This window comes from Mesorhizobium sp. P2_C4 (assembly GCF_056404575.1).
In genome coordinates this window covers 501,866-526,963 of the sequence record NZ_JBFUDT010000004.1, presented here as the reverse complement: position 1 = coordinate 526,963, position 25,098 = coordinate 501,866, and the positions used below count along the sequence as shown (strand labels likewise).

Annotated in this window: 28 protein-coding genes; 4 read left to right on the top strand and 24 right to left on the bottom strand. The window is 63.0% G+C overall.

All coding sequences use genetic code 11. The features are described from left to right. Positions 1-2: 2 nt before the first annotated feature. The 13 genes from AC1DX6_RS18920 to coxB all read right to left on the bottom strand — a co-directional run bounded on the left by AC1DX6_RS18920 (position 3) and on the right by coxB (position 10,519). Positions 3-605 carry a hypothetical protein gene (locus tag AC1DX6_RS18920; protein ID WP_477316010.1) on the bottom strand — a complete coding sequence of 201 codons (603 nt, stop codon included), beginning with the start codon at positions 603-605 and terminating at the stop codon, positions 3-5. Positions 606-791: 186 nt separating this feature from the next. Next, positions 792-1,346 carry a ribonuclease HI gene (gene rnhA, locus AC1DX6_RS18915; protein WP_477316008.1) on the bottom strand — a complete coding sequence of 185 codons (555 nt, stop codon included), beginning with the start codon at positions 1,344-1,346 and terminating at the stop codon, positions 792-794. Then, on the bottom strand, positions 1,343-2,305 hold the full coding sequence (locus AC1DX6_RS18910; RefSeq protein WP_477316006.1) for a homoserine kinase: 963 nt from the start codon (positions 2,303-2,305) through the stop codon (positions 1,343-1,345). The genes rnhA and AC1DX6_RS18910 overlap by 4 nt, the downstream gene beginning before the upstream one ends. A gap of 7 nt (positions 2,306-2,312) precedes the next feature. Further along, positions 2,313-3,323 carry a 4-hydroxy-3-methylbut-2-enyl diphosphate reductase gene (ispH, locus tag AC1DX6_RS18905; protein ID WP_477316004.1) on the bottom strand — a complete coding sequence of 337 codons (1,011 nt, stop codon included), beginning with the start codon at positions 3,321-3,323 and terminating at the stop codon, positions 2,313-2,315. 156 nt (positions 3,324-3,479) lie between these two features. Beyond that, complete coding sequence (locus AC1DX6_RS18900; RefSeq protein ID WP_477316002.1) at positions 3,480-4,235, bottom strand: SURF1 family protein; 756 nt, start codon at positions 4,233-4,235, stop codon at positions 3,480-3,482. After that, entirely contained in the window at positions 4,232-4,618 is a 387-nt protein-coding gene (locus AC1DX6_RS18895) for a DUF983 domain-containing protein (protein ID WP_477316000.1), read from the bottom strand. The genes AC1DX6_RS18900 and AC1DX6_RS18895 overlap by 4 nt, the downstream gene beginning before the upstream one ends. A gap of 22 nt (positions 4,619-4,640) precedes the next feature. Further along, complete coding sequence (locus AC1DX6_RS18890; RefSeq protein ID WP_477315998.1) at positions 4,641-5,132, bottom strand: L,D-transpeptidase family protein; 492 nt, start codon at positions 5,130-5,132, stop codon at positions 4,641-4,643. Positions 5,133-5,247: 115 nt separating this feature from the next. After that, complete coding sequence (locus AC1DX6_RS18885) at positions 5,248-6,129, bottom strand: cytochrome c oxidase subunit 3 (protein WP_477315996.1); 882 nt, start codon at positions 6,127-6,129, stop codon at positions 5,248-5,250. A 1-nt stretch (position 6,130) separates the two neighbouring features. Continuing rightward, positions 6,131-6,763 carry a cytochrome c oxidase assembly protein gene (locus AC1DX6_RS18880; protein WP_477315994.1) on the bottom strand — a complete coding sequence of 211 codons (633 nt, stop codon included), beginning with the start codon at positions 6,761-6,763 and terminating at the stop codon, positions 6,131-6,133. A 9-nt stretch (positions 6,764-6,772) separates the two neighbouring features. Next, entirely contained in the window at positions 6,773-6,928 is a 156-nt protein-coding gene (locus AC1DX6_RS18875) for a hypothetical protein (RefSeq protein WP_477316500.1), read from the bottom strand. A 2-nt stretch (positions 6,929-6,930) separates the two neighbouring features. Further along, positions 6,931-7,875, bottom strand: a complete 945-nt coding sequence (locus tag AC1DX6_RS18870) for a heme o synthase (protein ID WP_477315992.1) — start codon at positions 7,873-7,875, stop codon at positions 6,931-6,933. 71 nt (positions 7,876-7,946) lie between these two features. Next, positions 7,947-9,599 carry a cytochrome c oxidase subunit I gene (ctaD, locus tag AC1DX6_RS18865; RefSeq protein ID WP_477315990.1) on the bottom strand — a complete coding sequence of 551 codons (1,653 nt, stop codon included), beginning with the start codon at positions 9,597-9,599 and terminating at the stop codon, positions 7,947-7,949. A 38-nt stretch (positions 9,600-9,637) separates the two neighbouring features. Next, on the bottom strand, positions 9,638-10,519 hold the full coding sequence (gene coxB / locus AC1DX6_RS18860; protein ID WP_477315988.1) for a cytochrome c oxidase subunit II: 882 nt from the start codon (positions 10,517-10,519) through the stop codon (positions 9,638-9,640). Positions 10,520-10,883: 364 nt separating this feature from the next. Here coxB and AC1DX6_RS18855 point away from each other — a divergent pair, with 364 nt between their 5' ends. The 3 genes from AC1DX6_RS18855 (at position 10,884) to tldD (ending at position 13,462) form a co-directional block, all read left to right on the top strand. Next, a complete protein-coding gene (locus AC1DX6_RS18855) occupies positions 10,884-11,450 on the top strand; it encodes an invasion associated locus B family protein (RefSeq protein ID WP_477315986.1) in 567 nt (188 codons plus the stop codon). 24 nt (positions 11,451-11,474) lie between these two features. Then, the gene (locus AC1DX6_RS18850) at positions 11,475-11,966 is read left to right on the top strand and encodes an N-acetyltransferase family protein (protein ID WP_477315984.1); all 492 of its coding nucleotides are present in this window, start codon (positions 11,475-11,477) and stop codon (positions 11,964-11,966) included. An 83-nt stretch (positions 11,967-12,049) separates the two neighbouring features. Beyond that, entirely contained in the window at positions 12,050-13,462 is a 1,413-nt protein-coding gene (gene tldD, locus AC1DX6_RS18845; RefSeq protein ID WP_477315982.1) for a metalloprotease TldD, read from the top strand. Positions 13,463-13,564: 102 nt separating this feature from the next. Here tldD and AC1DX6_RS18840 read toward each other — a convergent pair whose 3' ends face one another. The 10 genes from AC1DX6_RS18840 to AC1DX6_RS18795 all read right to left on the bottom strand — a co-directional run bounded on the left by AC1DX6_RS18840 (position 13,565) and on the right by AC1DX6_RS18795 (position 22,318). After that, complete coding sequence (locus AC1DX6_RS18840) at positions 13,565-14,806, bottom strand: class I SAM-dependent RNA methyltransferase (protein ID WP_477315980.1); 1,242 nt, start codon at positions 14,804-14,806, stop codon at positions 13,565-13,567. Next, on the bottom strand, positions 14,803-15,597 hold the full coding sequence (locus AC1DX6_RS18835; protein ID WP_477315978.1) for a TlyA family RNA methyltransferase: 795 nt from the start codon (positions 15,595-15,597) through the stop codon (positions 14,803-14,805). The genes AC1DX6_RS18840 and AC1DX6_RS18835 overlap by 4 nt, the downstream gene beginning before the upstream one ends. 86 nt (positions 15,598-15,683) lie before the next feature. Next, positions 15,684-15,977, bottom strand: coding sequence for a hypothetical protein (locus AC1DX6_RS18830; protein WP_477315977.1), 294 nt, complete (start codon positions 15,975-15,977; stop codon positions 15,684-15,686). Between the two features lie 149 nt (positions 15,978-16,126). After that, positions 16,127-18,073, bottom strand: a complete 1,947-nt coding sequence (dxs, locus tag AC1DX6_RS18825; protein WP_477315975.1) for a 1-deoxy-D-xylulose-5-phosphate synthase — start codon at positions 18,071-18,073, stop codon at positions 16,127-16,129. 76 nt (positions 18,074-18,149) lie between these two features. After that, entirely contained in the window at positions 18,150-19,070 is a 921-nt protein-coding gene (locus AC1DX6_RS18820) for a pirin family protein (protein WP_477315973.1), read from the bottom strand. 9 nt (positions 19,071-19,079) lie between these two features. Beyond that, positions 19,080-19,346 carry a DUF2277 domain-containing protein gene (locus tag AC1DX6_RS18815; RefSeq protein WP_477315971.1) on the bottom strand — a complete coding sequence of 89 codons (267 nt, stop codon included), beginning with the start codon at positions 19,344-19,346 and terminating at the stop codon, positions 19,080-19,082. Positions 19,347-19,391: 45 nt separating this feature from the next. Beyond that, the gene (locus AC1DX6_RS18810) at positions 19,392-19,643 is read right to left on the bottom strand and encodes an exodeoxyribonuclease VII small subunit (RefSeq protein ID WP_477243532.1); all 252 of its coding nucleotides are present in this window, start codon (positions 19,641-19,643) and stop codon (positions 19,392-19,394) included. Between the two features lie 3 nt (positions 19,644-19,646). Further along, positions 19,647-20,573, bottom strand: coding sequence for a histone deacetylase family protein (locus AC1DX6_RS18805; protein WP_477315970.1), 927 nt, complete (start codon positions 20,571-20,573; stop codon positions 19,647-19,649). A gap of 71 nt (positions 20,574-20,644) precedes the next feature. Next, on the bottom strand, positions 20,645-21,628 hold the full coding sequence (locus AC1DX6_RS18800) for a hypothetical protein (protein WP_477315968.1): 984 nt from the start codon (positions 21,626-21,628) through the stop codon (positions 20,645-20,647). A gap of 84 nt (positions 21,629-21,712) precedes the next feature. Further along, positions 21,713-22,318: a TetR/AcrR family transcriptional regulator gene (locus AC1DX6_RS18795; protein WP_477315966.1), complete on the bottom strand. Its 606-nt coding sequence runs from the start codon at positions 22,316-22,318 to the stop codon at positions 21,713-21,715. Positions 22,319-22,438: 120 nt separating this feature from the next. Between AC1DX6_RS18795 and AC1DX6_RS18790 the strand changes: the two genes are divergently transcribed. Continuing rightward, entirely contained in the window at positions 22,439-23,659 is a 1,221-nt protein-coding gene (locus AC1DX6_RS18790; RefSeq protein ID WP_477315964.1) for an MFS transporter, read from the top strand. 328 nt (positions 23,660-23,987) lie between these two features. Here AC1DX6_RS18790 and ribB read toward each other — a convergent pair whose 3' ends face one another. Then, the gene (gene ribB / locus AC1DX6_RS18785) at positions 23,988-25,088 is read right to left on the bottom strand and encodes a 3,4-dihydroxy-2-butanone-4-phosphate synthase (RefSeq protein ID WP_477315962.1); all 1,101 of its coding nucleotides are present in this window, start codon (positions 25,086-25,088) and stop codon (positions 23,988-23,990) included. Positions 25,089-25,098 lie beyond the last annotated feature (10 nt).

Genomic DNA, 25,098 nt, shown 5'->3' with positions numbered 1-25,098 from the left:
CTCTATTCGCTGATCGTGCGTGGCTTCATCGAGGCGACAGTGTCGATGATTTCCTGACGCAGAGCGTCTTCCTCCGCCTGGAATTGCTCCCGCGTTATGCTCCGCCCGCCGGTGGCGGTGACGCCGAATTCCTCGAGCGCGGATTCGTAGCGCGCCTTCCAGCGGATCACGTGCCCGGTCATCGCCTGCGTGAGCGCCGGCACCGAGCCCGGATGGGCCGGCAGGCCGCATGATTGCGTGGTCCGCGCATCCGCCGCCAACATGACGACATTCCAGTCGTCGTAGCTGACGAGATCCATCTGGGCATAAAGGAACGCGCCATGCTCGCCGTCCCAGATCGTGCCGTCGATGACCAGGAAGGGGGCAGCGCGGCAATAGCCGTGGCGCGCCGTCATCTCGCTGTTGAAGGCCTCGGTGCGCTGCTGAAGCCGGTACTTGGCCGCGGCGAAAAGAGCAATGTAGTCGTCCGCCGTTCGCATGATGTCGCGCGCATCGTCCGGCGCAAAGCCGACTTCACGCAGGAAGGAGCCGATCTTCGGATCGTCCCAGAGTTCCTTCGAGAAAACGCGCGTCACGCCATCGGCATCCGGGGTCGGACGCATCATTTGCTTCAGTTCAGCAAAGCTCTGCTGCTTCTTGCCGAAAGTCCTGCGTCCGAAAATCGCCGCAATACCTCATATCGGGTCGATCGCGGCGGTCTATCACGCAGGGTGTAAGATTGATTTAAGCCAAAGCCTAGACTTGCATGCTTCTCAGCAAGATGACGCTACGCAAAAGCCGGCATGATCGACTTAGTAACTCTGGGTGGAGCGCCGGGGCGAGGGCTTGCGGGCCGGAGCGCCATCCTGACGCGGCGCAGCCGACTTCGGCGCACCAGCAGGCTTCGCCGTTGCAGGTGTGGCCGAGCCTTTCTTGAACGGCGCCATGCCTTCGCGCGCCAACTCGTCGGCGCGTTCGTTCTCGGGATGGCCGGCATGGCCCTTGACCCAATTCCAGGTCACCTGATGGCGCCTGTTGGCCTCATCCAGTGCCTGCCACAGCTCGCCGTTCTTGACCGGCTTTTTGTCGGCGGTTTTCCAGCCGTTCTTCTTCCAGCCGTGGATCCACTTGGAAATGCCATCCATGACGTATTTGCTGTCGGTATGAAGGTCGACCGCGCAAGGCTCCTTCAGCGCATTCAGCGCCGAGATGGCGGCGAGCAATTCCATGCGGTTGTTGGTGGTCTCGGCCTCGCCGCCCGACAGTTCCTTGGTCTTGCCGTTGAAGCGCAGGATCGCGCCCCAGCCGCCGGGACCCGGATTGCCCGAACAGGCACCGTCGGTGAAGATTTCAACGCGCTTGCTCATGTCAGTCCATATTCGGAAGGAGATTGGATCGCCCGGTGGAATCGCATCCTGCGGATATATTCGGTCGGATCGCGCTTCATCACCAGCCCGCCATCGGGAACGTTCAGCCAGTCGTAAAGCCGGGTCAGCATGAAGCGCAGTGCCGAGCCGCGCGCCAGCATCGGCAGCGCCGCTTTCTCGTCGCCGCTCAAGGGACGCACGCTCTGATAGCCGGCCAGCAGCGCCGTGCCCTTGGTCAGGTTGAAGGAAAAGTCCTTCTCGAAACACCAGGCGTTGAGGCAGGTGGCGACATCGTAGGCGTAGAGATCGTCGCAGGCGAAATAGAAGTCGATCAACCCCGACAGTTTCTCACCAAGGAAGAAGACATTGTCGGGGAAAAGGTCGGCGTGGATGATGCCTTCCGGCAGGCCCGTCGGCCAGTTCCGCTCGAAATCGGCGAAATCGGCATCGACCTCAGCCGCCAGGCCCGGCTCGACCTCGTCGGCACGGTCGCGGGCCGCGTTCCACAGCTTGCGCCAGCCATCGATGGCCAACGCGTTGGGACGGGTCATGGAAAAGTCCTGGCCGGCAAGATGCAGTGCGGCCAGCGCCTTGCCGACCTCGCCGCAATGCCCTGATGTCGGCCGCCGCAGCGAAAGGCCTTCAAGGAAGGTGATGATGACCGCGGGACGGCCAGCCAGCTCGCCGATGACGGTGCCGTCATGCGCGGTCACCGGCAACGGGCACGAGATGCCCTTCCTGGCGAGATGGCCCATCAGACCGAGGAAGAACGGCAGATCCGCCTTGTCGACGCGCTTTTCGTAGAGCGTCAGAATGTAGGCGCCGCTCGTCGTGTGCAGCAAAAAGTTCGAATTCTCGGTGCCTTCGGCAATGCCCTTGTAGGACAGCAATTCGCCGACCGGATAAGCCCTAAGGAACGCGCCGAGCTCGCCTTCGCTGACATCGGTGTAGACCGCCATGGGCTGTTCACGCGGCTCCGTTGACGAAGGCCATGTCGGCTGCCGTCAGTTCGACGTCGCGCAGAACCCGCATGACTGGAAAATCCTCCGTTTCGGTCGCTGTGATCGCCAGATCGATCGTCACCTCGAAGCGCTGCCGGAACGCATCGATGATCTCGTCGACAATGATTTCCGGCGCCGACGCGCCGGCGGACAGGCCGAGCGTCGAGATGCCGGCGATGTCATTCCATGGAATCTCGGAGGCGCGCTGTACGAGAAGCGACATGGTCGCGCCGGCACGCTCCGCCACTTCGACAAGACGGCGCGAATTGGAGGAATTGGGCGCGCCGACGATCAGGAAGAGATCGGCACCGGCGGCGGTCTCCTTGACCGCCTCCTGGCGGTTGGTGGTGGCATAGCAGATCGATTCCGCGGCAGCTGCATGCAACTCGGGAAAACGATCCTGCAAGGCGCGGATGATGCCGGCGGTGTCCTCGACCGACAGCGTCGTCTGGGTGACGAAGCCCAGCGCCCGCGGGTCGGCCGGCACAAAGGTTGCGGCGTCGGCCTCGGTCTCGATCAGGGTGACGGCGCCCTCCGGCAACTGGCCCATGGTGCCGATCACCTCGGGGTGCCCGGCATGACCGATGAGCAGCACATGGCGGCCAAGGCGCTGATGGCGCATCGCCTGCTTGTGGACCTTCGACACCAGCGGGCAGGTGGCGTCGAGATAAAACAGTTCGCGCGCCTGAGCGTCAGCCGGCACCGATTTCGGCACGCCGTGGGCGGAGAAGACCACCGGCGACTTGCGATGCTCGGGCGGGATCTCCGACAGTTCTTCGATGAACACCGCGCCGAGGCTTTGCAGTCCCTCGACGACATAGCGGTTGTGCACAATCTCATGGCGGACATAGACCGGGGCGCCGTATTTCTTCAGCGCCAGCACGACGATCTGGATGGCGCGATCGACGCCGGCACAAAAGCCGCGCGGCTGGCAGAGCCGGATCGTCAGGGGAGGTTTGGTCTTGGTGTGAAGCATGAATCCGGGGCCGTTGTTCAGAGCCGAAATGAGGTGTGCACCCCTGCCCTGTCAAGGGCAGGTAGATCAGGTTGAACGGTCAACCTGATCTAACTCTCTGTTGGAGCATGATCTTGTCCGAAAACCGGTTCCCACTTTTCGGGATCATGCTCTGGATCATTCGGCTTTTGCCGGGCGGCGCAGCCGGATGACCAGAACCGCGGCAAGGGCGGCGGCCAGGCCATACCAGGTGAAGGCATATTGCAGATGAGAGTTCGGCAGATCGATGATGGTAACGCCGCCGACCGGCAGCCCGCCGGGGTTCGGCGTCTTGTCGGCGTCGATGAAGATCGGCACCAGCACGGCACCGGCCGGCAGGCCGGCGCTTGCCGCCATGGCATCGCGGTCTTTCCAGTAGAAGATGTTCTTGGCCACATCATTGTCGGGCAGCATGATCGACGGCTTGGCCGGCAGCGGATTGCGGGCCAGCCCGGTGACCGTCACTCTCCCCGCAACCTGGCCTCGCAGGCGCTTGGCGACGTCCTTGAGATCATAAGGCACGAAGCCGCGATTGATCAGGACGACGCGGCCATCGTCGAGGGCCAGCGGCGTGTAGACATTGAAGCCGGCGTCACCGTCCCACGTGGCGTAGAAATGGCGCTCGCCGGAATGCAGGAACGTCCCGCTGACCGTGACCGGCGTGTAGTCGACATCGCCGCTTGCGTCGAATTCCTTCTCGACATCGGCCAGCTGCCGCGGCGCTGAATGGGTGCGCTGGTCGATGGTCTGCAGCAGGCCTTCCTTCCAGTGCAGGCGCTGCATCTGCCAGGTGCCGAGCCCCAGCAGGATGACGAACAGCACCAGGCCAAGGCCGAGCAGCAATGCCGTCTTTGGCCGCGAACGGCCGGCGACCAAACCGGAAGCTTCGCTCATTGCCCGCGGTCCAGCCGGCCCTCGGCCGCCTTGTTGGCGTATTGCAGCGTCAACAGCACGCCCTTGATCAGCCTCAGCGCCGTCAGGCACAGAACCAGCGCCAGCGGTATCCACAACAGGAAATGCAGCCAGAGCGGCGGGTTCAGCGTCACTTCCATCCACAGCGCCAGCCCGACGACGATGAAGCCGATGATCAGGATGACGAACACCGCCGGCCCATCGCCGGCATCGGCATAGGAATAGTCGAGGCCGCAATTGCTGCAGCGCTTGCCGACGGTCAGGAATCCGGAAAACAGCTTTCCCTCACCGCAGCGCGGACAGCGGCCGTGCAGGCCGGCCGAAATCGGATCGATCGGTGGCCAGATGGCCCTGTCTTCACTCATGGATAGTGTCTTCGCTCATGCTTTACGGCTCGATTTCGATCGGCGTTCCATCCGGCACCCTAGTCCAGATTTCATCCATGTCCGAGTCGGTAACCCCAATGCAGCCGTCGGTCCAGTCGACCAATTGAAGCAGCCAGCCCCACCAGCCATAGCCGTTGGGCTGGCCGTGGATCATGATCATGCCGCCGGGATCGACGCCGGCGGCCTTCGCGGCCTCCATTTGCGCTGCGTTGGGATAGGAGATGTGGATCGACTTGTAGGCGACGCTGTCAGGGTTGCGCCAGTCGAGGATGTAGCGCCCCTCGGGCGTGCGCTCGTCGCCTTCCCGGTGTTTTTGCCCGACGGGATCGCCACCCAGTGCAATGCCGTAGCTGTGGAGGACCTTACCTCCTCCGATCAGATGGAGCCGCCGTTCCGACTTGTCGACGCGCACGAGGTCGATGCGTTCGATGGCAAAGGCCGGCAAGACGGCAAACAGAAATGTGCAGATCGTCCAGAAAATCGTCAGCCGCATTGGCTACCGATCGGCGATCATTGCGCCGGAAAGAAGATGGCGCCGAAAAGAAGAAAGGCGGCTGCGTTGTCGCAACCGCCTTTCTGATTTCTCGGGTTTTCCCCGACGAAGTCGATCAGTGGCCTTCGATCATCGCGCCGGACGATCCCCAGACATAGATCGCGCTGAACAGGAACAACCAGACCACGTCGACGAAGTGCCAGTACCAGGCGGCGGCCTCGAAGCCGAAATGCTGCTTGGGGGTGAAATCGCCCTTCATGGCGCGGATCAGGCAGACCAGCAGGAAAATGGTGCCGATGATGACGTGGAAACCGTGGAAGCCGGTCGCCATGAAGAAGGTGGCGCCATAGATGGAGTCCTTGAAGCCGAATGGCGCGTGTATGTACTCGTAGGCCTGCACCATGGTGAACAACATGCCGAGACCAACGGTCAGCACCAGGCCGTTGATCAGACCCTTGCGGTCGCCATGGATGAGCGAATGGTGCGCCCAGGTGACCGTGGTGCCCGACAGAAGCAGGATGATGGTGTTGTAGAGCGGCAGGTGGAAGGGATCGAGCACTTCGAGGCCCTTCGGCGGCCAGACGCCACCGGTAAAGGCTGTGCGCGCGTAATTCTGCACCTCGCCCGGAAACAGGCTGGCGTCGAAATAGGCCCAGAACCAGGCGACGAAGAACATCACTTCGGAAGCGATGAACATGATCATGCCGTAGCGCAGATGCAGCGACACGACGCGGGTGTGGTGCCCCTCATGCGCTTCCTTGATGGTGTCCGACCACCAGGCGAACATGGTGTAGAGGACGATCGTCAGGCCGATGAAGAACAGCCACGGATTGGCAATGTTGTGGCCGAAAAGTGGAAAATCGCCGCCCTTGAGATACTGCATCCAGGCGACGCCGCCGACCGCGGTCACCAGCGCGCCGATGGAACCCAGGAAAGGCCACGGGCTTGGGTCGACGAGATGGTAGTCATGTTGTGGTTTTGCGTGCGCGTCTGCCATATCAACCCCCGAGATTTGCTTCGGTATCTGAAACTTTGTTGCTGCTGCCTTCGATCGGCGCCGACGACGCAACCGGCTTGCTCTTTTCGACCGGGAACATCGTGTAGGATAGAGTGATCGTCTTCAAGTCCTTCAGTTCCGGCACGTTGACGATGTCGGGATCGACATAGAACATGACCGGCATGTCCAGCGTCTCGCCGGGCTTCAGCGTCGTGTCGGTGAAGCAGAAACACTCGACCTTGTTGAAGTACGGGCCGGCCAGTTCCGGCTGCACGTTGAAGGTGGCGCGGCCGGTGACGGCGCGGTCGAACTTGTTGGTCGCGCTATAGTGCGCCTGGACCGTCTCGCCGATCTTGATGACGATGGAGCGGGCCACGGGCTCGAACTGCCACGGAACGCCGGCGGTGTTGGCGTCGAAGCGGATGGTGACGTCGCGGTCGAGCACACGATCGGCATATTGCTGCGTGGCGCGCCTTGTGGTGCCGCCATAGCCGGTCGCCTTGCAGAACATCGCATAGAGCGGCACGGCGGCATAAGCCATGCCGATCATGCCGCCGAAAAACGCGATGCAGACGCCGGCGACGATGCGGTTGGTGTTCTTCTTCCTGGGGTCGGTGACTGTCTGGCGGTTCATCGTCAGCCCTCACATCGATCCGGAATGACCGAACTTCACGATGGTCGCGACGTAGAAGATGATGACAAGCACCGCCAGCGCCAGGCCGATGGCGGCCGAACGGTTGCGCCGGGCTTTCTGCTGGCGATCCGTCAACGTGACCAGGTCAAGCTTCTTGTCGACCATGGTCATGCTCCACCGATGGCAAGCGCGCGACCGACGACGCAGTCGGCAAGGTAGATGGCGAAGATGGCGAACAGATAGAGCAGCGAGTAGCCGAACAAGGCCTTGGCCGGCTTCATGACGCGGTCGTCGTCGGTCATCTGCAGCACCTTCCAAGCATACCAGACGAAGCCGGCGCCAAGCAGCAGTGCGGCTATGCCATAGGCCGATGTGGTGAAGCCGAGGATCCATGGCAGCACGCCAACCGGTGCAAGGATCAGCGCGTAGGCGAAGATCTGGCGCCGGGTCGATGCCTGGCCGGCCACGTTCGGCATCATCGGGATGCCGGCTTTCGCATAGTCCTCGGACTTGAACAGCGCGAGCGCCCAGAAATGCGGCGGCGTCCACAGGAAGATGATCAGGAACAGGATGAAGCTTTCGAGGCTGACCGCTCCGGTCGCAGCGGCCCAGCCGATCACCGGCGGAATAGCGCCTGCGGCGCCGCCGATGACGATGTTCTGCGGCGTCGAGCGCTTCAGCCACATCGTGTAGACGACGGCGTAAAAGAAGATGGTGAAGGCCAGCAGCGTCGCCGACAGCCAGTTGACCAGGACACCGAGCGTCATCACCGACAGAACCGAAAGCACCAGGCCGAAACTCAGGGCTTCGCCGGGCCGGATGCGGCCGGCGGGGACCGGACGACCGGCGGTTCTGGTCATCACCGCGTCGATATCGGCGTCGTACCACATGTTGAGCGCGCCCGAGGCGCCGGCGCCGATGGCAATGGCCAGGATGGCGATCACCGCCAGCAACGGATTGATGGTCACCGGCGCGGCGACCAGGCCGACAAAGGCGGTGAACACCACCAGCGACATGACGCGCGGCTTCAGCAGGGCGAAGAAATCGCCCGCCGTGGCTTCCGACATGCGAAAGCCCGCTTCGTCAATCATTGGGTCGTCGACTAGGGCCATGCGTACTTAAGTCCATCATTCCGTTGGCCAAAACCGCCGGACGCGCCGGCGGTTTCGTATTCGCAGCCGCCTTACTTGATCTTCGGCAGCTGTTCCCACTGGTGGAAAGGCGGCGGCGAAGGCAACTGCCATTCAAGCGTCGTTGCACCCTCGCCCCATGGGTTGGCGCCGGCGACCCGCTTCTTCTGGAAGGCCTCGAACACGCCGTAGAGGAAGATCGCGACGCCGACGGCCGAGATGTACGAGCCGTAGGACGACACCATGTTCCAGCCGGCAAATGCATCAGGGTAGTCGATGGTGCGGCGCGGCATGCCGGCCAGGCCGAGGAAATGCTGCGGGAAGAAGATCAGGTTGACGCCGATGAAGGTGACCCAGAAGTGGGTGTTGGCGATGGCAAAGGAATACATGTAGCCGGTCATCTTCGGGAACCAGTAGTACCAGCCGGCGAAGATGGCGAACACCGCGCCGAGCGACAGCACGTAGTGGAAGTGAGCGATGACGAAATAGGTGTCGTGCAGCGACCGGTCGAGGCCGGCATTGGCCAGCTGGACGCCGGTGACGCCACCAATCGTGAACAGGAAGATGAAGCCGAGCGCCCACAGCATCGGCGGCTTCAGCGAGATCGACCCGCCCCACATCGTCGCGATCCACGAGAAGATCTTCACGCCTGTCGGCACGGCGATGACCATGGTGGCGAAGACGAAATAGCGCTGCGTGTCGAGCGACAGGCCGGTCGTGTACATATGGTGGGCCCAGACGATGAAGCCGACCGCGCCGATCGCCACCATGGCATAGGCCATGCCGAGATAGCCGAACACCGGCTTCTTCGAGAAGGTGGAAACGATGTGGCTGATGATGCCGAAGCCCGGCAGGATCAGGATGTAGACTTCCGGGTGACCGAAGAACCAGAACAGATGCTGGAACAGGATCGGGTCACCACCGCCATCCGGGGCAAAGAAGGTGGTGCCGAAATTGCGGTCGGTGAGCAGCATGGTGATGCCGCCGGCCAGAACCGGCAGCGACAAAAGCAGCAGGAAGGCGGTGATCAGCACCGACCAGGCAAACAGCGGCATCTTGTGCATGGTCATGCCAGGCGCGCGCATGTTGAAGATGGTGGTGATGAAGTTGATCGCGCCGAGGATCGACGACGCGCCGGCAATGTGGATCGACAGGATCGCCAGATCCATCGCCGGTCCGGGCTGACCGGAGGTCGACAGCGGCGGATAAAGCGTCCAGCCGCCGCCAACGCCGTAGGCGCCTGGCGCGCTCGGCATGAAGGCCGAGGTGATCAGCAGGATGAAGGCCGGCGGCAGCAGCCAGAACGAGATGTTGTTCATGCGCGGGAACGCCATGTCCGGCGCGCCGATCATGATCGGCACCATCCAGTTGGCAAAGCCGCCGATCAGCGCCGGCATGACCATGAAGAAGATCATGATCAGGGCATGTGCGGTGCCGAAGGCATTGTACATGCTCTTGCCGCCATCAATGGCGGCATCGCCGTTCATGCCGTAGACCATCTGCGCCAGGCCGGTGAATATCTGGATGCCCGGCTCCTGCAGTTCCATGCGGATGACGACCGAGAGGGCGCCGCCGACGATGCCTGCGAAGATCGCAAAGATCAGATAGAGCGTACCGATATCCTTGTGGTTGGTCGAATACACCCACCGGACCCAGCCGTGATACGGCTTGTGGCCGTGATCGTCGTGAGCTGCAGCGTCTGCCATGTTCCGCTCCGTTCCCTGATCTCTTTATGGTCGCGGCGTCAGTTGCCGGCGGCCGCTACTTTGTTTGTGCCATCGACCTCGGCCATCAACGCCTTGTTGGCGCCGGGCAGATCGGTCTTGGCTGCTGCCAGCCAGGTCGTGTACTGCGCATCGGAGACGACGCGGATCGCGATCGGCATGAAGGCATGGTCCTTGCCGCAGAGCTGCGAGCACTGGCCGTAATAGAGGCCTTCCTTTTCCGCCTTGAACCAGGTCTCGTTGGTGCGTCCGGGAACCGCGTCCATCTTGATGCCAAACGCAGGCATGGCAAAGGAGTGGATGACGTCGGTTGCGGTGACGAGCACGCGGGTCATGGTGTTGACCGGCACCACCATCTCATTGTCGACGGCGAGCAGGCGCGGGTAGACCTTGCGATCGTCCTTGCCGGCGGCGGCGCGGTCAGCATCCTGGAGGATCGCCGAGTTGAAGGTAAGCGCCTTGTCGACCTGGTATTCGTAATCCCAGTTCCACTGGTTTCCCGTCGCCTTGATGGTCAGCTTGGCTTCTTCCGGCGGCGTGTATTGCGCGGTCAGCAGCTGGAAAGACGGTATGGCGATCAAAAGCAGGACGATGACAGGCCCGATGGTCCAGATCACTTCGATCAGCGTGTTGTGGCTGGTCTTGGAAGGGATTGGGTTCACGCTCGCACGGAACTTCCAGATGCAATAGGCAAGGAGGAAAAGCACCACAGCGGTGATCACGACGATGAACCAAAGCGTGTAGTTCCCGAACCACTCAATCTGCCGCATCATGTCGGTCGCCGGAGGCTGAAAACCGGTCTCCCACGGCTGGGGCTGGGCCGCATGGGCGGACGCACCGGCGAAGGCGGTGGCGGCGCCCGTGCTTGCTAGAAAATTGGCGCTAGCTAGGAATTTTCTCATCGCCCTCATCATCTCCCGGTTCCTCGCGATCGGAGCGCAAGAATATCGAACAAAGCCGGGATGGGAATCCCGGCAGTCCCAAGGCTGGTTCAAACCATACTCTATTTGCCTCCGCAAGAAAGGAGCGGAGGAAACCGTGCGGCATTTTTGCGCGCAGATGCGATAGCGGCTTTTTTGCCTCGCGCGGATCGGGGACGGACGGGCGGTGCGGGCATGCGGGCAGAATGCGCCGGACGGTCGCAATTCGGGCGAAATTGCTAGGGAAAAGCGGATTGTGGCCGCTATCGGGGCAGACCAGCGGCGGTCTCATCCTTTACTTGGCTTTGGCGCGGCTTAAAGTGCCGTGATTCGCAATGGAGCCGTCATGAACGCTTGGCTTTCGGCAAACTTCGGGCTTTCGAGAAACTCTCGGCTTTCGAGAACCTGGCCGAAGGTCATCGTTCTCGCCGCCCTCTCTTGCGTTGGCTTGTCCGGCATCAGCCAGGTCAATGCCGCGCAGCCAAGCGGCACGGTGCGGTCGACACACGGGGCGTGGTCGATCATCTGCGACACACCGGCCGGCGCCACGTCGGAACAATGCGTGATGATGCAGAACGTCGTCGCCGAGGACCGTCCCGAGATGGGGCTTTCCGTCGTCGTGCTGCGCACCGCCGACAACAAGGCCGAGATCCTGCGCGTGCTGGCGCCGCTCGGCGTGCTTTTGCCCAACGGTCTTGGCCTCAATGTCGACGGCAAGGACATCGGTCGCGCCTATTTCGTGCGCTGCTTCCAGGATGGCTGCTATGCCGAGGTCATTCTCGAAAAGCCGCTGCTCGACACGCTGAAGACCGGCACGTCGGCCACCTTCATCGTCTTCCAGACGCCGGAAGAAGGCATCGGCATTCCCGTCGATCTCAAGGGTTTCGCCGACGGTTTTGCCGCCCTACCCTGAGACTGCTTTGGCCCTGAAACTGTTTTGGCCCTGAAACTGCTCGATCCCAACGATTTCGAGATCTTCAAGCGAATTCGCCTGGAGGCGTTGCGCGTTGCTCCCGAAGCCTTCGCCAGCAGCCTCGCGGATTGGGAAAGTCTGCCGGACGAGGAGTGGCGACGGCGCCTGACGAACAACCCGGTTGTCGTCAGCTTTAGCGGCGATGAACCTGTGGGTATAATGGGCCTGATGCGGCAGCAAGCCAGCAAGATGGCGCACCGCGCCACCATCATCATGGTTTACTTGCGCGACACCGAGCGCGGCGACGGACGCGCCGTCGCGATGCTCAATCTTTTGCTCGAACACGCCCGCGCATTGGGGATCAGGCAGGTCGAACTGGCCGTAAGCGCAGAAAATCCGGCCGCCATACGATTTTATCAACGCGAAGGTTTTCATGAAATCGGTCGCATCCCTGCCGGCTTTCTTCACGAGGGCCGGGAGATCGACGAAATCGTGATGGCGCGCAGCCTGATTTAGGGGCTTCTGTATTCGGCCGCGAAGATTGCCGAACGGCGCCCTGGCGCCTACATGCCGTAAAACCGTTGTTGAAGGACCCCACCATGAACAGCCTGATCGGCCAATTCGACATTTCCGACGATCGCATCAAACAGATCGTCGCTGAGACCCTTAACGGCGCCAACGACGGCGAGCTGTTCCTCGAATACAGCGAAAGCGAAGCGCTGATGTTCGACAATGGCCGGCTGAAGACCGCCAATTTCAACACCGACCAGGGTTTTGGCCTGCGCGCCGTCGCCGGCGAGGCCAGCGGCTACGCGCATTCCAGCGATCTTTCGGAAGCCTCGCTGCTGCGCGCCGCCGACGCCGTTTCAACGGTCAAGGGCGGCTATTCCGGCACGCTTGCCGCGGCACCCGCGCGCACCAACCGCCATCTCTACGGCGATGAAAACCCGATCCCCTCGCCTTCCTTCGAGGTCAAGGCAAAGCTCTTGCAGGAAATCGACGCCTGGCTGCGCGCCGAGGACCCGCGCGTGCGCCAGGTGACGGCCTCGCTCGCCGCTTCCTGGCAGCATGTCGAGATCGTGCGTGCCGACGGCCAGATGGTGCGTGATATCCGGCCGCTGGTCCGCATCAACGTGTCTGTCGTTGTCGGCGATGGCGACCGCCAGGAGAGCGGCTCCTACGGCATGGGCGGACGCAAGGCCTTTGGCGAATTCCTGGTCGAGGACAGCTGGAAGCACGCGGCCAAGGAGGCACTGCGGCAAGCGCTGGTCAATCTCGAAGCCATTCCGGCGCCCGCCGGAACCTTCGACATCGTGCTGTCGAGCGGCTGGCCTGGGGTCATGTTGCACGAGGCCGTCGGCCACGGGCTGGAAGGCGACTTCAACCGCAAGAAGACATCGGCCTTCGCCGGCCTGCTGGGCCAACAGGTAGCCGCCAAAGGCGTCACCGTCGTCGACGACGGCACCATGCCCGAGCGGCGCGGCTCGCTGACTGTCGACGACGAAGGCACGCCTTCGGCCCGCAACGTGCTGATCGATGACGGCAAGCTCGTCGGCTACATGCAGGACCGCCAGAATGCCCGGCTGATGGGCATGAAGGCGACCGGCAATGGAAGGCGCGAAGGCTATGCGCACCAGCCGATGCCGCGCATGACCAACACCTACATGACCTCCGGCGACATGGAGCCGGACGAGATCATCGCCTCGGTCAAGAACGGCATCTATGCCGTTTCCTTCGGCGGTGGCCAGGTCGACATCACCTCGGGCAAATTCGTGTTCGGCTGCACCGAGGCCTACATGATCGAGAACGGCAAGGTGACGCAGCCGATCAAGGGCGCCATGCTGATCGGCAACGGGCCTGACGCCATGCATCGCGTGTCGATGATCGGCAACGACATGAAGCTCGACAACGGCATCGGCATGTGCGGCAAGGCTGGACAGGGCGTGCCGGTCGGCGTCGGCCAGCCGCATCTCAGGATGAACCAGATGACGGTCGGTGGCACCAGGGTTTGAGGCGATGGCCGTCGGGGACAAAATCGTGGACACCAGTTCGACCGAAAGACATGGAAACGGGCGTGCTCACCGAAGCACGCCGTCGTCAGACTCGCGACTGATCTAACGCCGCCGTTTCGGCTTCTCCAGCAGCGCAACCGCCTCGACATGCGACGACCACAGGAACTGGTCGATCGGGGTGACGCTCTTGAGTGTATAGCCGCCGTCGATGAGGATGCGCAGATCGCGCGCCAGCGTCACCGGATTGCAGGAGACAGCGACGACCAGCGGCACGTCGGAACGGGCGATCTGCTTCGACTGATCCTCGGCGCCGGCGCGCGGCGGATCGAAGACCAGACCGTCGAAGGCGTTCAGCTCCTTGAAGGTGAGCGGCCGGCGGAACAGGTCGCGGCGCTCCGCGGTCACCCGCTTCAGGCCGGAGGCGAAACGAAATCCCCGGTCGAGCGCCGCAAGCGCTGCGGCATCGCCTTCCACCGCATGGACTTCCGATTTCGCCGCCAGGCGCAGCGCAAAACTGCCGCAGCCGGCGAAAAGATCAGCGACTTTTTTGGCACGTTTCAGATGTCCGCCAACGATATCCGCCATCGCCTGCTCGGCGGCCTGCGTTGCCTGAAGGAAGGCACCTGGCGGCACCGCGACGGCGATATCGCCAAACATGACCACGGGCTTCTTCGGCTCGACGACAATCTCGTCCTCGACCGAAAGCCGGGCCAGCCCTTGCGCAATGACAAAGTTGGAGGCGACGCGGCGCTTGTTCTCGCCGAGCTTGCCGGACTCGTGAACCGCGACATCGAGGCCGGAGCCGGTCACCGTCACCGTCATGCGGAACGATTTGGTCGTGGCGCACACGAGTTCCGCGAGTGCCCTCAGACGATCGAGCGCGGCGACGATCTCGGGCAATGAGATCGGACATTCCTCGATGGGAATGATTTCCGACGACAGCGCGCGAACGAAACCCAGCTTCATGCCGGCCTCGCCGCGGCGAGCCGTGAAGACGACGCGGCGGCGCGTGTGCGGCGCGCACGGCACCAACGCGCCTACATCGCTGGCAATGCCCTTGCTCTTCAGCGCCTGCACGACCTTTTCGCGCTTCCACTGGTGATAGGCTTCGGCTTCCAGATGCTGGAGGGCGCAGCCGCCGCATTCGGTGAAATGCCGGCAGGCGGGATCGATCCGCAGCGGCGACGTCTCCAGCACCGCCATCAGCGTGGCGCGATCTTTTTCGCGGGCGGCGGTGACGGTCTCACCGGGCAGCGCAAACGGAATGAACACCTCGCCGGTTTCGGCCTCGGCGACGCCGTCGCCCTGGGAGCCCAGTCTTGCGATGGTGAAGCGCGCGCTCATCGAGCGCCGCCCTTGGGATCGCTGCCCTTGGCGTCCTTGATGCCGGCAAGCAGGAACTCGCGATTGCCGTCTCCGCCTTCGATCGGCGACAGGTGCAGCCCCAGCGTGCGCCAGCCAGGGACGCCTTCGAGCCACTCCTGCAACAGGCCGGCAACGCGCGCGGCATCGTAGGGGTCTTTCAGCAGGCCACCCTTGCCGATTGCCTCGCGGCCGGCCTCAAATTGCGGCTTCACCAGAAACACGGCTTTCGCGCCACTTGTGGCCAGAGCGAGCGCCGGCGGCAGCGCCAGTTTCAGCGAGATGAAGCTGACATCGGAAACGATGAAATCCGGAATGCAACCGGCCAGATCGCCGACGGAAAGTTCGCGAGCATTCAGCCCTTCGATCGCTGTCACGCGCGGATCGCCTGAGATGTCGGGATGCATCTGGCCATGTCCGACATCGATCGCGGTGACATGGGCCGCACCGCGTTCGAGCAGCACCTGGGTGAAGCCGCCGGTCGAGGCGCCGATGTCGAGCGCTTCGCTGCCGGCGGGGTCCAGACCGAAATGATCGAGCCCGGCGATCAGCTTCAGCGCCGCGCGCGATACATAGCCCTGCGCCGGATCGTCGATGGCGATCAGGCATTGCGGCAAGACGGTTTGTCCGGGCTTGCGGGCAATGACGCCGTCGACCGTCACCGTGCCGCGCTCGACCGCATCACGGGCGCGCGAGCGGCTGGCGAACAGGCCGCGCGTGACGAGCAGTTCGTCGAGGCGCTGGCGTGTGCTGGCTGGCAGAGGGGAATTCATCGGCCTTCATGGCGAAAGCCGGCGATGATGGCAAGCACCTTGGGGCGGATCGGCAATCATCGACCCGTTGTAGCTGTCGAAGAGTGTTAGAAGATGGTGCGCGAAACCTGCCGGTCGACGGCCGGCGTCAGACCATCATTGCTGTCGCCGGAAGCCTGCTTGCGCGGGCGCTCAGTGGGGACGGATGCCGCCGATATGGCGTCCGGCACAACGACGAATTGTGGTCTTTGCTTGTAGGAGAAGCCGCCGCGGATGTCGCCGATCTTGCTGGCAACGATGCCCATCACCGCCTTTTCGAGATTGCGGTCATAGCGCGTTTCGGCCATGGCCGGCGCGGCGATAGCGGCCGAAAGGGCCACGCCGCACAGAAGCGTTCTCATTGTTTTTAACTCCCTGCCTTGGGCACGTTCTAGCAGGGCGCCGTTGAAAAACGGCCAAGAGACAGGGTAAGCAAAACAACAAACGGCAACGTAAACAGCGCGTTACGATCGCTAGCCGACAAAGTGATTCAGAGGTTTGAGATTCTGATTCAGGCGCGCTGGGCGCGCGCTGTATGTCCAAGCGCGACGAAGACGGTGCGCACGATGCCGGCCGCGTCCAGCCCGGCGTCGGCATACATTTTTTCGGGCTTGGCGTGATCGGTGAACGCGTCGGGCAGCACCAGCGGGCGCACCTTCAGGCCGCTTTCCAGCAACCCTTCATGGGCGAGGAACTGCAGCACGTGGCTGGCAAAGCCGCCGACCGCGCCCTCTTCCACCGTCACCAGAACTTCGTGCGAGCGGGCCAGCCGCCGGATCAGATCCTCGTCGAGCGGCTTGGCGAAACGGGCGTCGGCAACAGTGGTCGAAAGCCCGGCCGCGCCGAGCTCCTCGGCCGCAGCCAAGCAATCCTGAAGGCGCGTGCCGAAGGACAGCAGCGCAACCTTGGTGCCTTCCCTGACGATGCGGCCCTTGCCGATTTCGAGCACCGAGCCGCGTTCCGGCATGTCGACACCGACGCCGTTGCCGCGCGGATAGCGGAAGGCGATGGGGCCATCATCGTAGCTTGCCGCCGTGCGAACCATGTGGCGCAGTTCCGCCTCATCGGCCGCCGCCATGACGACAAAGCCGGGCAGCGTCGCCAGGAAGGTGGTGTCGAAAGCGCCGCAATGGGTGGCGCCATCGGCGCCGACGAATCCGGCGCGATCGATGGGAAAGCGCACCGGCAATTTCTGGATCGCCACGTCGTGGACGACCTGGTCGTAGGCGCGCTGCAGGAAGGTCGAATAGATGGCGGCGAAGGGCTTGAAGCCTTCGGTGGCGAGGCCGGCAGCGAAGGTCACCGCATGCTGCTCGGCGATGCCGACATCGAAGACCCGCGTCGGAAACGCCTCGCCGAACAGGTCGAGGCCGGTGCCGTTCGGCATGGCGGCGGTGACGGCGACGATGCGGTCGTCCTCGCGGGCCTCCTGGACCAGGCTTTCGGCAAAGACCTTGGTGTAGCTCGGGGCGTTGGCCGGCGCCTTGGCCTGCGCGCCGGTGATGACATCGAACTTATTGACGCCGTGATATTTGTCGGCGGCAGCCTCGGCCGGCCCGTAACCCTTGCCCTTCTGGGTCACGACATGGATCAGCACCGGGCCGTCGCCATTGTCGCGAACATTCTTCAAGACCGGGATCAGATGCTCGAGATTGTGCCCGTCGATTGGGCCGATGTGATAGAAGCCCAGCTCCTCGAACAGCGTGCCACCGGTGACGTAGCCGCGCGCATGCTCGACCGCCCGGGTGATGGCGCGATCGGCGCGCTTGCCGAGATAAGACGTCAGCTTCTTGCCGAAATCGCGCAGACCGAGATAGGTCTTGCCGGAAGCCAGGCGCGCCAGATAGGCGCTCATCGCGCCGGTCGGCGGGGCGATCGACATATCGTTGTCGTTGAGGATGACGATGAGGCGGGCATCGAGCGCGCCGGCATTGTTCATCGCCTCATAGGCCATGCCGGCCGACATGGCGCCGTCGCCGATGACGGCGATGACATTGTTGCGGCCGCCGGAGAGATCGCGCGCGGCCGCCATGCCAAGGCCGGCGGAAATCGAAGTCGAGGAGTGCGCGGCGCCAAACGGATCGTATTCGCTCTCGGCGCGCCGGGTGAAGCCGGACAGACCACCCTCCTGGCGCAGCGTGCGGATGCGGTCGCGGCGGCCGGTCAGGATCTTGTGCGGATAGGCCTGGTGGCCGACATCCCAGATCAGCCGATCGTCCGGCGTGTTGAAGACGTAGTGCAGCGCCACCGTCAGTTCGACCACGCCAAGGCCGGCGCCGAGATGTCCACCGGTGTGGGACACCGCATCGATCAGCTCGGCACGAAGCTCCGCGGCCAGCTGCGGCAGCTCGCTTTCGGCAAGCGTGCGCAGGTCAGCCGGAATGCGGACCTTGTCGAGAAGCGGCGTGTTAAGCGTTGCGTTCACTTGTTGAGGGGCCTGCTCAGATATGATGTTCATGCGCGTCGATCATGGGCGAAATATGCCTACGACCGGCGAATGTAAATGCGTGTCAGTGACGCGGGTGGTTGTGACGTTAATTGTCCGGTAACGGAATGAACTCTTCCTCGTCTCCAGGAACGATATCGAAGCGACCTGTCTTCCATTCCTGCTTGGCCTGTTCGATGCGTTCCTTCGACGACGAAACGAAGTTCCACCAGATGTAGCGCGGCGAGCCGAGCGAAGCGCCGCCGAACAGCATGAAATGGGCACCAGCTTCCGACGAGACGATGATCTCGTCGCCCGGCTTGAACACCAATAGCCGCTCGGCCGGGAAGCGATCGCCTGAGATCGAAACCTCGCCTTCCAGCGTATAGATGGCGCGTTCCTCGGCATCGGCGGGGATTTTCACGCTGGCGCCGGGCGCCAGCCTGAGGTCGGCGTAAAGCGTATCCGAGGCGGTGGCGACCGGCGACCGCAGCCCGGAAAAGGCGCCGATGACGATGCGGCCGCTGACGCCTTCGGCGTCGACTTCGGGCAGACGTAGCGCTGCGGTGTTCTCGAACACCGGCGCCACCTCCTCCTTGCCGTCGGGCAGCGCCAGCCATGTCTGCAGGCCGGAGACCGACATCGGCGCGCCACGCAATTCTTCCGGGGTGCGCTCGGAATGGACAATGCCGCGGCCGGCGGTCATCAGATTCACATCGCCGGGCTGGATGACCATTTCGGTGCCAAGCGAATCGCGATGCCTGATCTTGCCGTCGAACAGATAGGTGACGGTGGACAGGCCGATATGCGGATGCGGCCGCACATCGAGCGCCTGGCCGGCGCGCAGGATGGCAGGCCCCATGCGGTCGAAGAAGATGAACGGGCCGACCAGCCGGCGTTTGGCAGTCGGCAGGGCGCGGCGAACCTGAAAGCCGCCAATATCCTTGGCGTTCGGAACGACCATCAGCTCGATCTGGTCGCTGGCGAAGGTGTCACCAGGCTGCGGGTCGTTGCCGGGGAAGAAGCTCATCGGATGTCCTCAGGCGAAGCGGAGTGCGGATTTGGCCTTTGCCTTGGCCGCCACCTCCTCGCGATTGCGCGGATGATGATGGGTTTCCATGGAATGGAGCAGCTCGTGCGCCGATGCGGCAATTGCCTCGACTGCACGGTCGAAGGCCGCCTGATTGCGCTGCGAGGGCCGCGTCGTTCCGCTCAATTTGCGCACGAACTGAAGTGCGGCGTCGCGGATCTCGTCATGGGTTGCCGGCGGCTCGAAATTGAACAGGGTCTTGATGTTTCTGCACATGCTTGAACTCCTTACCTGCTTTCTCTGCCCGCCCCGTTTTGCAACCTATTCTGCGTCGAGTGGCTCCGTCCCGACCGGCTTGCCGTCGCGTGACAGCCTGATCTTCTCGACCTTGTCCTCGGCCGCCTTCAGCAGCCGGTCGCAATGCAGCTTCAGCGCCTCGCCGCGCTCATAGATCTTGATCGACTGGTCAAGCGGCACGTCGCCGCGTTCCAGATCATCGACGATCTTTTCCAATGCGTCGAGTGCCTGCTCGAAGCTCATCGCCTTGACGTCTTCGTTCACTTCGCCAGCCATCCTCTATCCTTTCATCAGTCGCCCGACATGGGCGGCGACCGAAAATGCCAGTCCCTGCAGATCGTAGCCGCCCTCAAGCAGGCTGACGAGCCGGTTGCCGCTGTGGCGCGCGGCGCGCTCGAGCAACTGGCCGGTCGCCCAGTCGAAATCGTCCTCGGTCAGGTTGATCTGCGCCAGCGGGTCGCGATGGTGCGCGTCGAAGCCGGCGGAAATTATGATCAGGTCGGGCGCGAAATTGTCGAGCGCCGGCAAAACCCTGGACAGGAAGGCATCGCGGAACAGCTCCGAGCCGGTCTCCGGCGCCAGCGGCGCGTTGACGATGTTGCCGGCGCCGGTCTCGCTCTTGGCTCCGGTGCCGGGATAAAGCGGCATCTGGTGCGTCGAACAATAGAGCACCGACGGATCGTCCCAGAAAATGTCCTGCGTGCCGTTGCCGTGATGCACGTCCCAATCGACGACGGCGACGCGCTCGACGCCGTGCCTGTTCTGCGCATAGCGGGCGGCGATCGCCGCGGTGTTGAACAGGCAAAAGCCCATCGCTGTGGTCTTTTCGGCGTGGTGGCCGGGCGGCCGCGCGGCGACAAAGACGTTGTCGGCACGGCCCGAAAAAACATCGTCAACAGCGGCATTGGCGGCGCCGATCGCCGTCACCGCGGCCTGCCAGCTTTTTGGGCTGGCGCTGGTGTCGGCGTCGATCGAGACGATGCCGGTCTCGGGTATGGCGGCGCGGACGCGGGCGACGAAATCCTGCGGGTGGGCATAGAGGATGGTTGCCTCGTCACCTTCCGGCGCCTTGACGCGATCGAGCGCGGCAAAGGCCTCGTCGTCGAGCACACGCTCGATGGCGCGCAAGCGGTCGGGCCGTTCCGGATGACCGGGCGGCGTCAGGTGTTCGAGAAAGATCGGGTGGGTGTAGAGCCTTGTGACCATGTCCCGATATAGGCGCGCCCGGCCGCTTTGACCATGTTTTCGCGTTGGGAAAGGACGACGTTCAACAGAGTTTAGGTGCCGGGCGTCGGCTGGGTCCAGCGCGAGCCGCCGAACGAGGCCAGTGCCTTTTCCTTAAGCTCCCTAAACTTCGACGAAGCCTCGGCCAGCCGCCGGTCCCAGTCGGGATTTGGCACCTGGCCCTGGATGGTCTTGAAATAGACCTGCATCAGGCAAGCGATAGCAAAGGGTTCGATGAAGGCGGCCTTGAAGGCCCAGGCAAAGACGATGGCGAGCACGAAGGCCCAGCCTGCGAGTTGCCCCGGCATGAGGTACAGGATGGCGGCGGCTGGTGCCAGCATCAGCAGGAAGATGACCAGGGACACGCCCCACATGATGACCGCCAGCCAGACGGCGTTCTTGACCATGGTCTTGCCGTTCTGCGCATAGAGCACGACGCCTTGCCGCGCCGTCTCGAAGGGCGAGGCAGAATTGATGCGGATGTTGTAGCCGAGGATGATCTCGTCGACATAAGTCAGCGACAGGCGGATGACGGTGTTGATGAAACTGACCACGCCACTCAAGCCGGGAATGGGCAAGAAGGCGGCAATGCCGCCGATCAGGCCGGTAATGGCGCGGATAGCGCCCTTGACCAGCTGGTCGAGCACGAAAAGGATGTTGGCTTCGGCGAAACGCTGCGTCACCACATCCCTGGCATAGGCGATCTGGCTCTGGCCGCCGGGAACGTCGCGGCCGTCGATCAGGTGGACCATCACCGCGATGTGGCCGGCCTTGACGATGTAGAGGATGTATTCGCGGATCCAGTAGACGGCGATCGAAACGACCCCGATACCGACCACGCCGCCCCACAGGGCAAACGACATTGGCCCGTCAGGATCGGTCGAGATATGGCCGACGCCATAGCCAACGCTGGCGCCGGTGCCGGTCGCCACGATGTAGGCCAGCGTGATGCCGAAATAGACGATCATGCGAAGGACGATGAAGGGCCATGTCCGCATCATGATGGACACCGACCTGCCGATCTCGAAATCCCACATGTCCCGAATCTCCGCTCAGAGATGGGGGCAGAGGATGAACCCAGGCTGGCGATTGTCAATCTCAAGCCGACCGACGACCACCGATTATCCCGGCAAATTGCCAGCTCGCTTGAGCAGCCCTTCGAGAAGAACGTTGAATGCCTTCACCGCCTTTTTCGACGTGGCTTCGGGATCGTCGGAATTTGCGATCCACTGCGCCGCATGCAGCGAAGCGCCGCTGACCAGCCTTGCCGCGGCTTCGGCATCGACGCCGATGATGGTGCCCTCATCGCTGAGCCGTTGAAGGTTCTCCGTCATCAAGCGGATGCATTCGTTCTGGCTCGGCCATTGCGAAGGATCGCCAAGCACCGCCGGCCCGTCGCGCAATACGATACGCTGGATCTCCGGCTCGAGCGCCATCTCGATATAGGCCGTGCATTCATCGACAAAGCCGCTCCAGAGCATGTCCGCTTTGGCTGAAACGACTTTCAGCCGGGCAAACATCTCGGCGTCGATCTCTGCGATCACCGCCTGAAGAAGCCCCTTCTTGTCGCCGAAGTGATGATAGAGCGCACCGCGCGTCAGCCCGGCCGATGCGGTGAAATCATCCATCGATGCCTCGGCATAGCCGACGGTGCCAAAGGCGTGGCGCGCAGCCGCCACCAGCTTGGCACGAGTCTCGGCGATCATCTCCTTGCGGGGTTTGTGCATGGTTCTGGCCCTACTAACATACGTCTCGTATGCCAATTGACATACGCGGCGTATGCTCTATTTGACATTCATACGCAACGTATGTAATTGTCAAACCGGCCTTTGTCGAGGAGCCAGACCATGCGAAATCCCTATTCGGAAATCTTTCGCGCCCCTGGCGCCAAAGGTTTCGCCGCCGCCGGCTTCGTTGCCCGGCTGCCGATCGCCATGGCGCCGATCGGGATCGTCGCCATGCTGTCGCAGACGCATGGCGAATACTGGCTGGCCGGCGCTGTCTCGGCGACATACGCACTGACCAACGCTTTTCTGGCGCCGCAGATATCCAGGCTGGTGGACCGCCTTGGCCAGACCCGCATCGTCGTGCCGACCACGATCCTTTCCGTGCTGGCTTTCGTGATCCTGATCGCGGCGGCCAATCAGCACTGGCCGACATGGACGCTGTTCGTGTCGGCGCTGCTGGCCGCCGCCATGCCCAGCATTCCGGCAATGGTGCGCGCGCGCTGGACCGAGATTTTTCGGGATCGCCCCGAGATGAACACCGCGTTCGCCTTTGAATCGGCAGCTGACGAGCTGGTCTATGTCGCCGGGGCGTCGCTATCGGTGGGCCTGAGCGTCGCCCTGTTCCCGGAAGCGGGCATGCTGGCGAGCACGTTGTTCCTCGCCTTCGGCTCGATGGCCTTCATCCTGCAGCGCTCGACCGAGCCACGGGTGCGGCCGGTGGGACACGGTTCGCGCGGCTCAGCAATCCGCCTGCGCGCCGTTCAGATCATCACCTTCGCCCTGATCTTTATCGGCGCGACTTTCGCCACCACGGAAGTGAGCACCGTGGCGATCACCAAGGAGCTTGGCCTGCCAGGTGCTGCCAGCCTCGTCATCGGCGTCTATGCGCTGGGATCGTTCGTCGTCGGCATCATCATCGGCACCTTGAACCTGAAAACGCCGCTACAACACCAGCTGGCCATCGCGATCGCCGTCATCACGCTCACCACGCTGCCGCTGCTGATTGCCGACACGGTGCCGCTGCTGGTGCTGGCGGTCTTCGCCAGCGGCGTGGCGATCTCGCCGACCTTCATCACCGCATTCGGCCTGATCGAGCGGCGCGTGCCGGAGGCGATGCTGACCGAGGGCATCACCTGGGTCACCACCGGCATCGGCATCGGCATGGCGCTGGGTTCCTTCGCCGCCGGCGCGGTGGTGGATGCGTTCGGTGCACAGAACGGCTTCTGGGTTTCCGTCGCGTCGGGTGGGCTAGCGCTGACAACCGTGCTGCTCGGCATGCGCAGCCTGGCCACCCATGGCTGCGAACTGGACGGATGCGCAGCTGCAATCCCGACCGAGTGACGTGGACAAGCATCCAGCCGTCTGTGTCGAACGCGGACGTTCAGAATTGGCAGCGGCCTCCGGGACGTCGTCATCCCAGGGCGAAGCAGGAGCGAAGCTCCGTCGCGGAGACCCTGGGATCCATGCCGCGACTTTTTGCCGTAAAGTGCAGCGGAGCAGAGTTCTGAACCGTCGCAGCGTGTCGAATTCACGGCATGGATCCTATGGTCTGCGCCGCGTCGCTTCGCTCCTTGCTTCGCCATAGGATGACGACTGCACGGAGGCTTCAGCCAATCGCCAACGCATGCGACCTGCCCGCAATCCTTCCGATGCGTCACGCTTGCACGAACTACAAAATCTCGGTCTTGGCGATATGGATGCCAAAACCTTCGAGGCCGACATAGTGGCGCTCGCGAGAGGCGATCAGGTTGATCGAGGAAATGCCGAGATCCTTGAGGATCTGCGCACCGAGGCCGATCTCGCGCCACTCGTTTTCGCGGCGGCGCGCTTCTTCGTGATCCTCGCGATCGGTGGGAGCGGGACGCTTGCGCTCCTGATGAGCGACGCCGACCGAGCCCTCTCTGAGATAGACGATGACGCCGCGCTTGCGCTCGCCCATCGCTTGCATGATGCCGTCGAGCTTGTGACTGGTGCCGAACACGTCGCTGACCACATCCTCGGAATGCAGCCGCACCGGCACATCCTCGCCGTCGCGGATGTCGCCGAAGACGATCGCCACGTGGTGCATCGAATCCCAGGGCAGCGTGTAGGTGAAGACCTGCGCCTTGCCGCCGGGCGTATCGATGTCGGAACAGGCGACGCGCTCGACCAGCGTTTCCTTGCGCTGGCGGTAGGCGATGAGGTCGGCGACTGAAATCTGCTTCAGGGTGTGCTTTTCGGCGAAGGCCTGCACCTGCGGGCCGCGCATGACGGTGCCGTCGTCATTGACCAGTTCTGAGATAACGCCGATCGGCGGCAGGCCGGCGAGCTTACACAGGTCGACCGCGGCTTCGGTATGGCCCGAACGCATCAGCACACCGCCCTCGCGGGCGATCAGCGGAAAGATATGGCCGGGGCGGACAAAGTCGGAGGCGCCGACATTGCCGTTGGCGAGGTTGCGCACGGTCAGCGTGCGATCGTCGGCCGAAATGCCGGTCGTGGTGCCATGCTTGAAATCGACGCTGACAGTGAAAGCGGTGGTGTGGGCCGAATCATTGTCGGCGACCATCGGCGACAGGTTGAGCCGTTTGGCCTCCTCGCGCGGCATCGGCGTGCAGACGATGCCGGAGGTGTTGCGGACGATGAAGGCCATCTTTTCCGGCGTGCAGTGGACGGCGGCGACGATCAGATCGCCCTCGTTCTCGCGCCCGTCATCGTCCATGACGACGACGATCTCGCCGCGCTCGAAGGCGCGCAGGGCCTCGACGATTTTCTTCTGGTCGTAAGGCATGTCGTCCCGC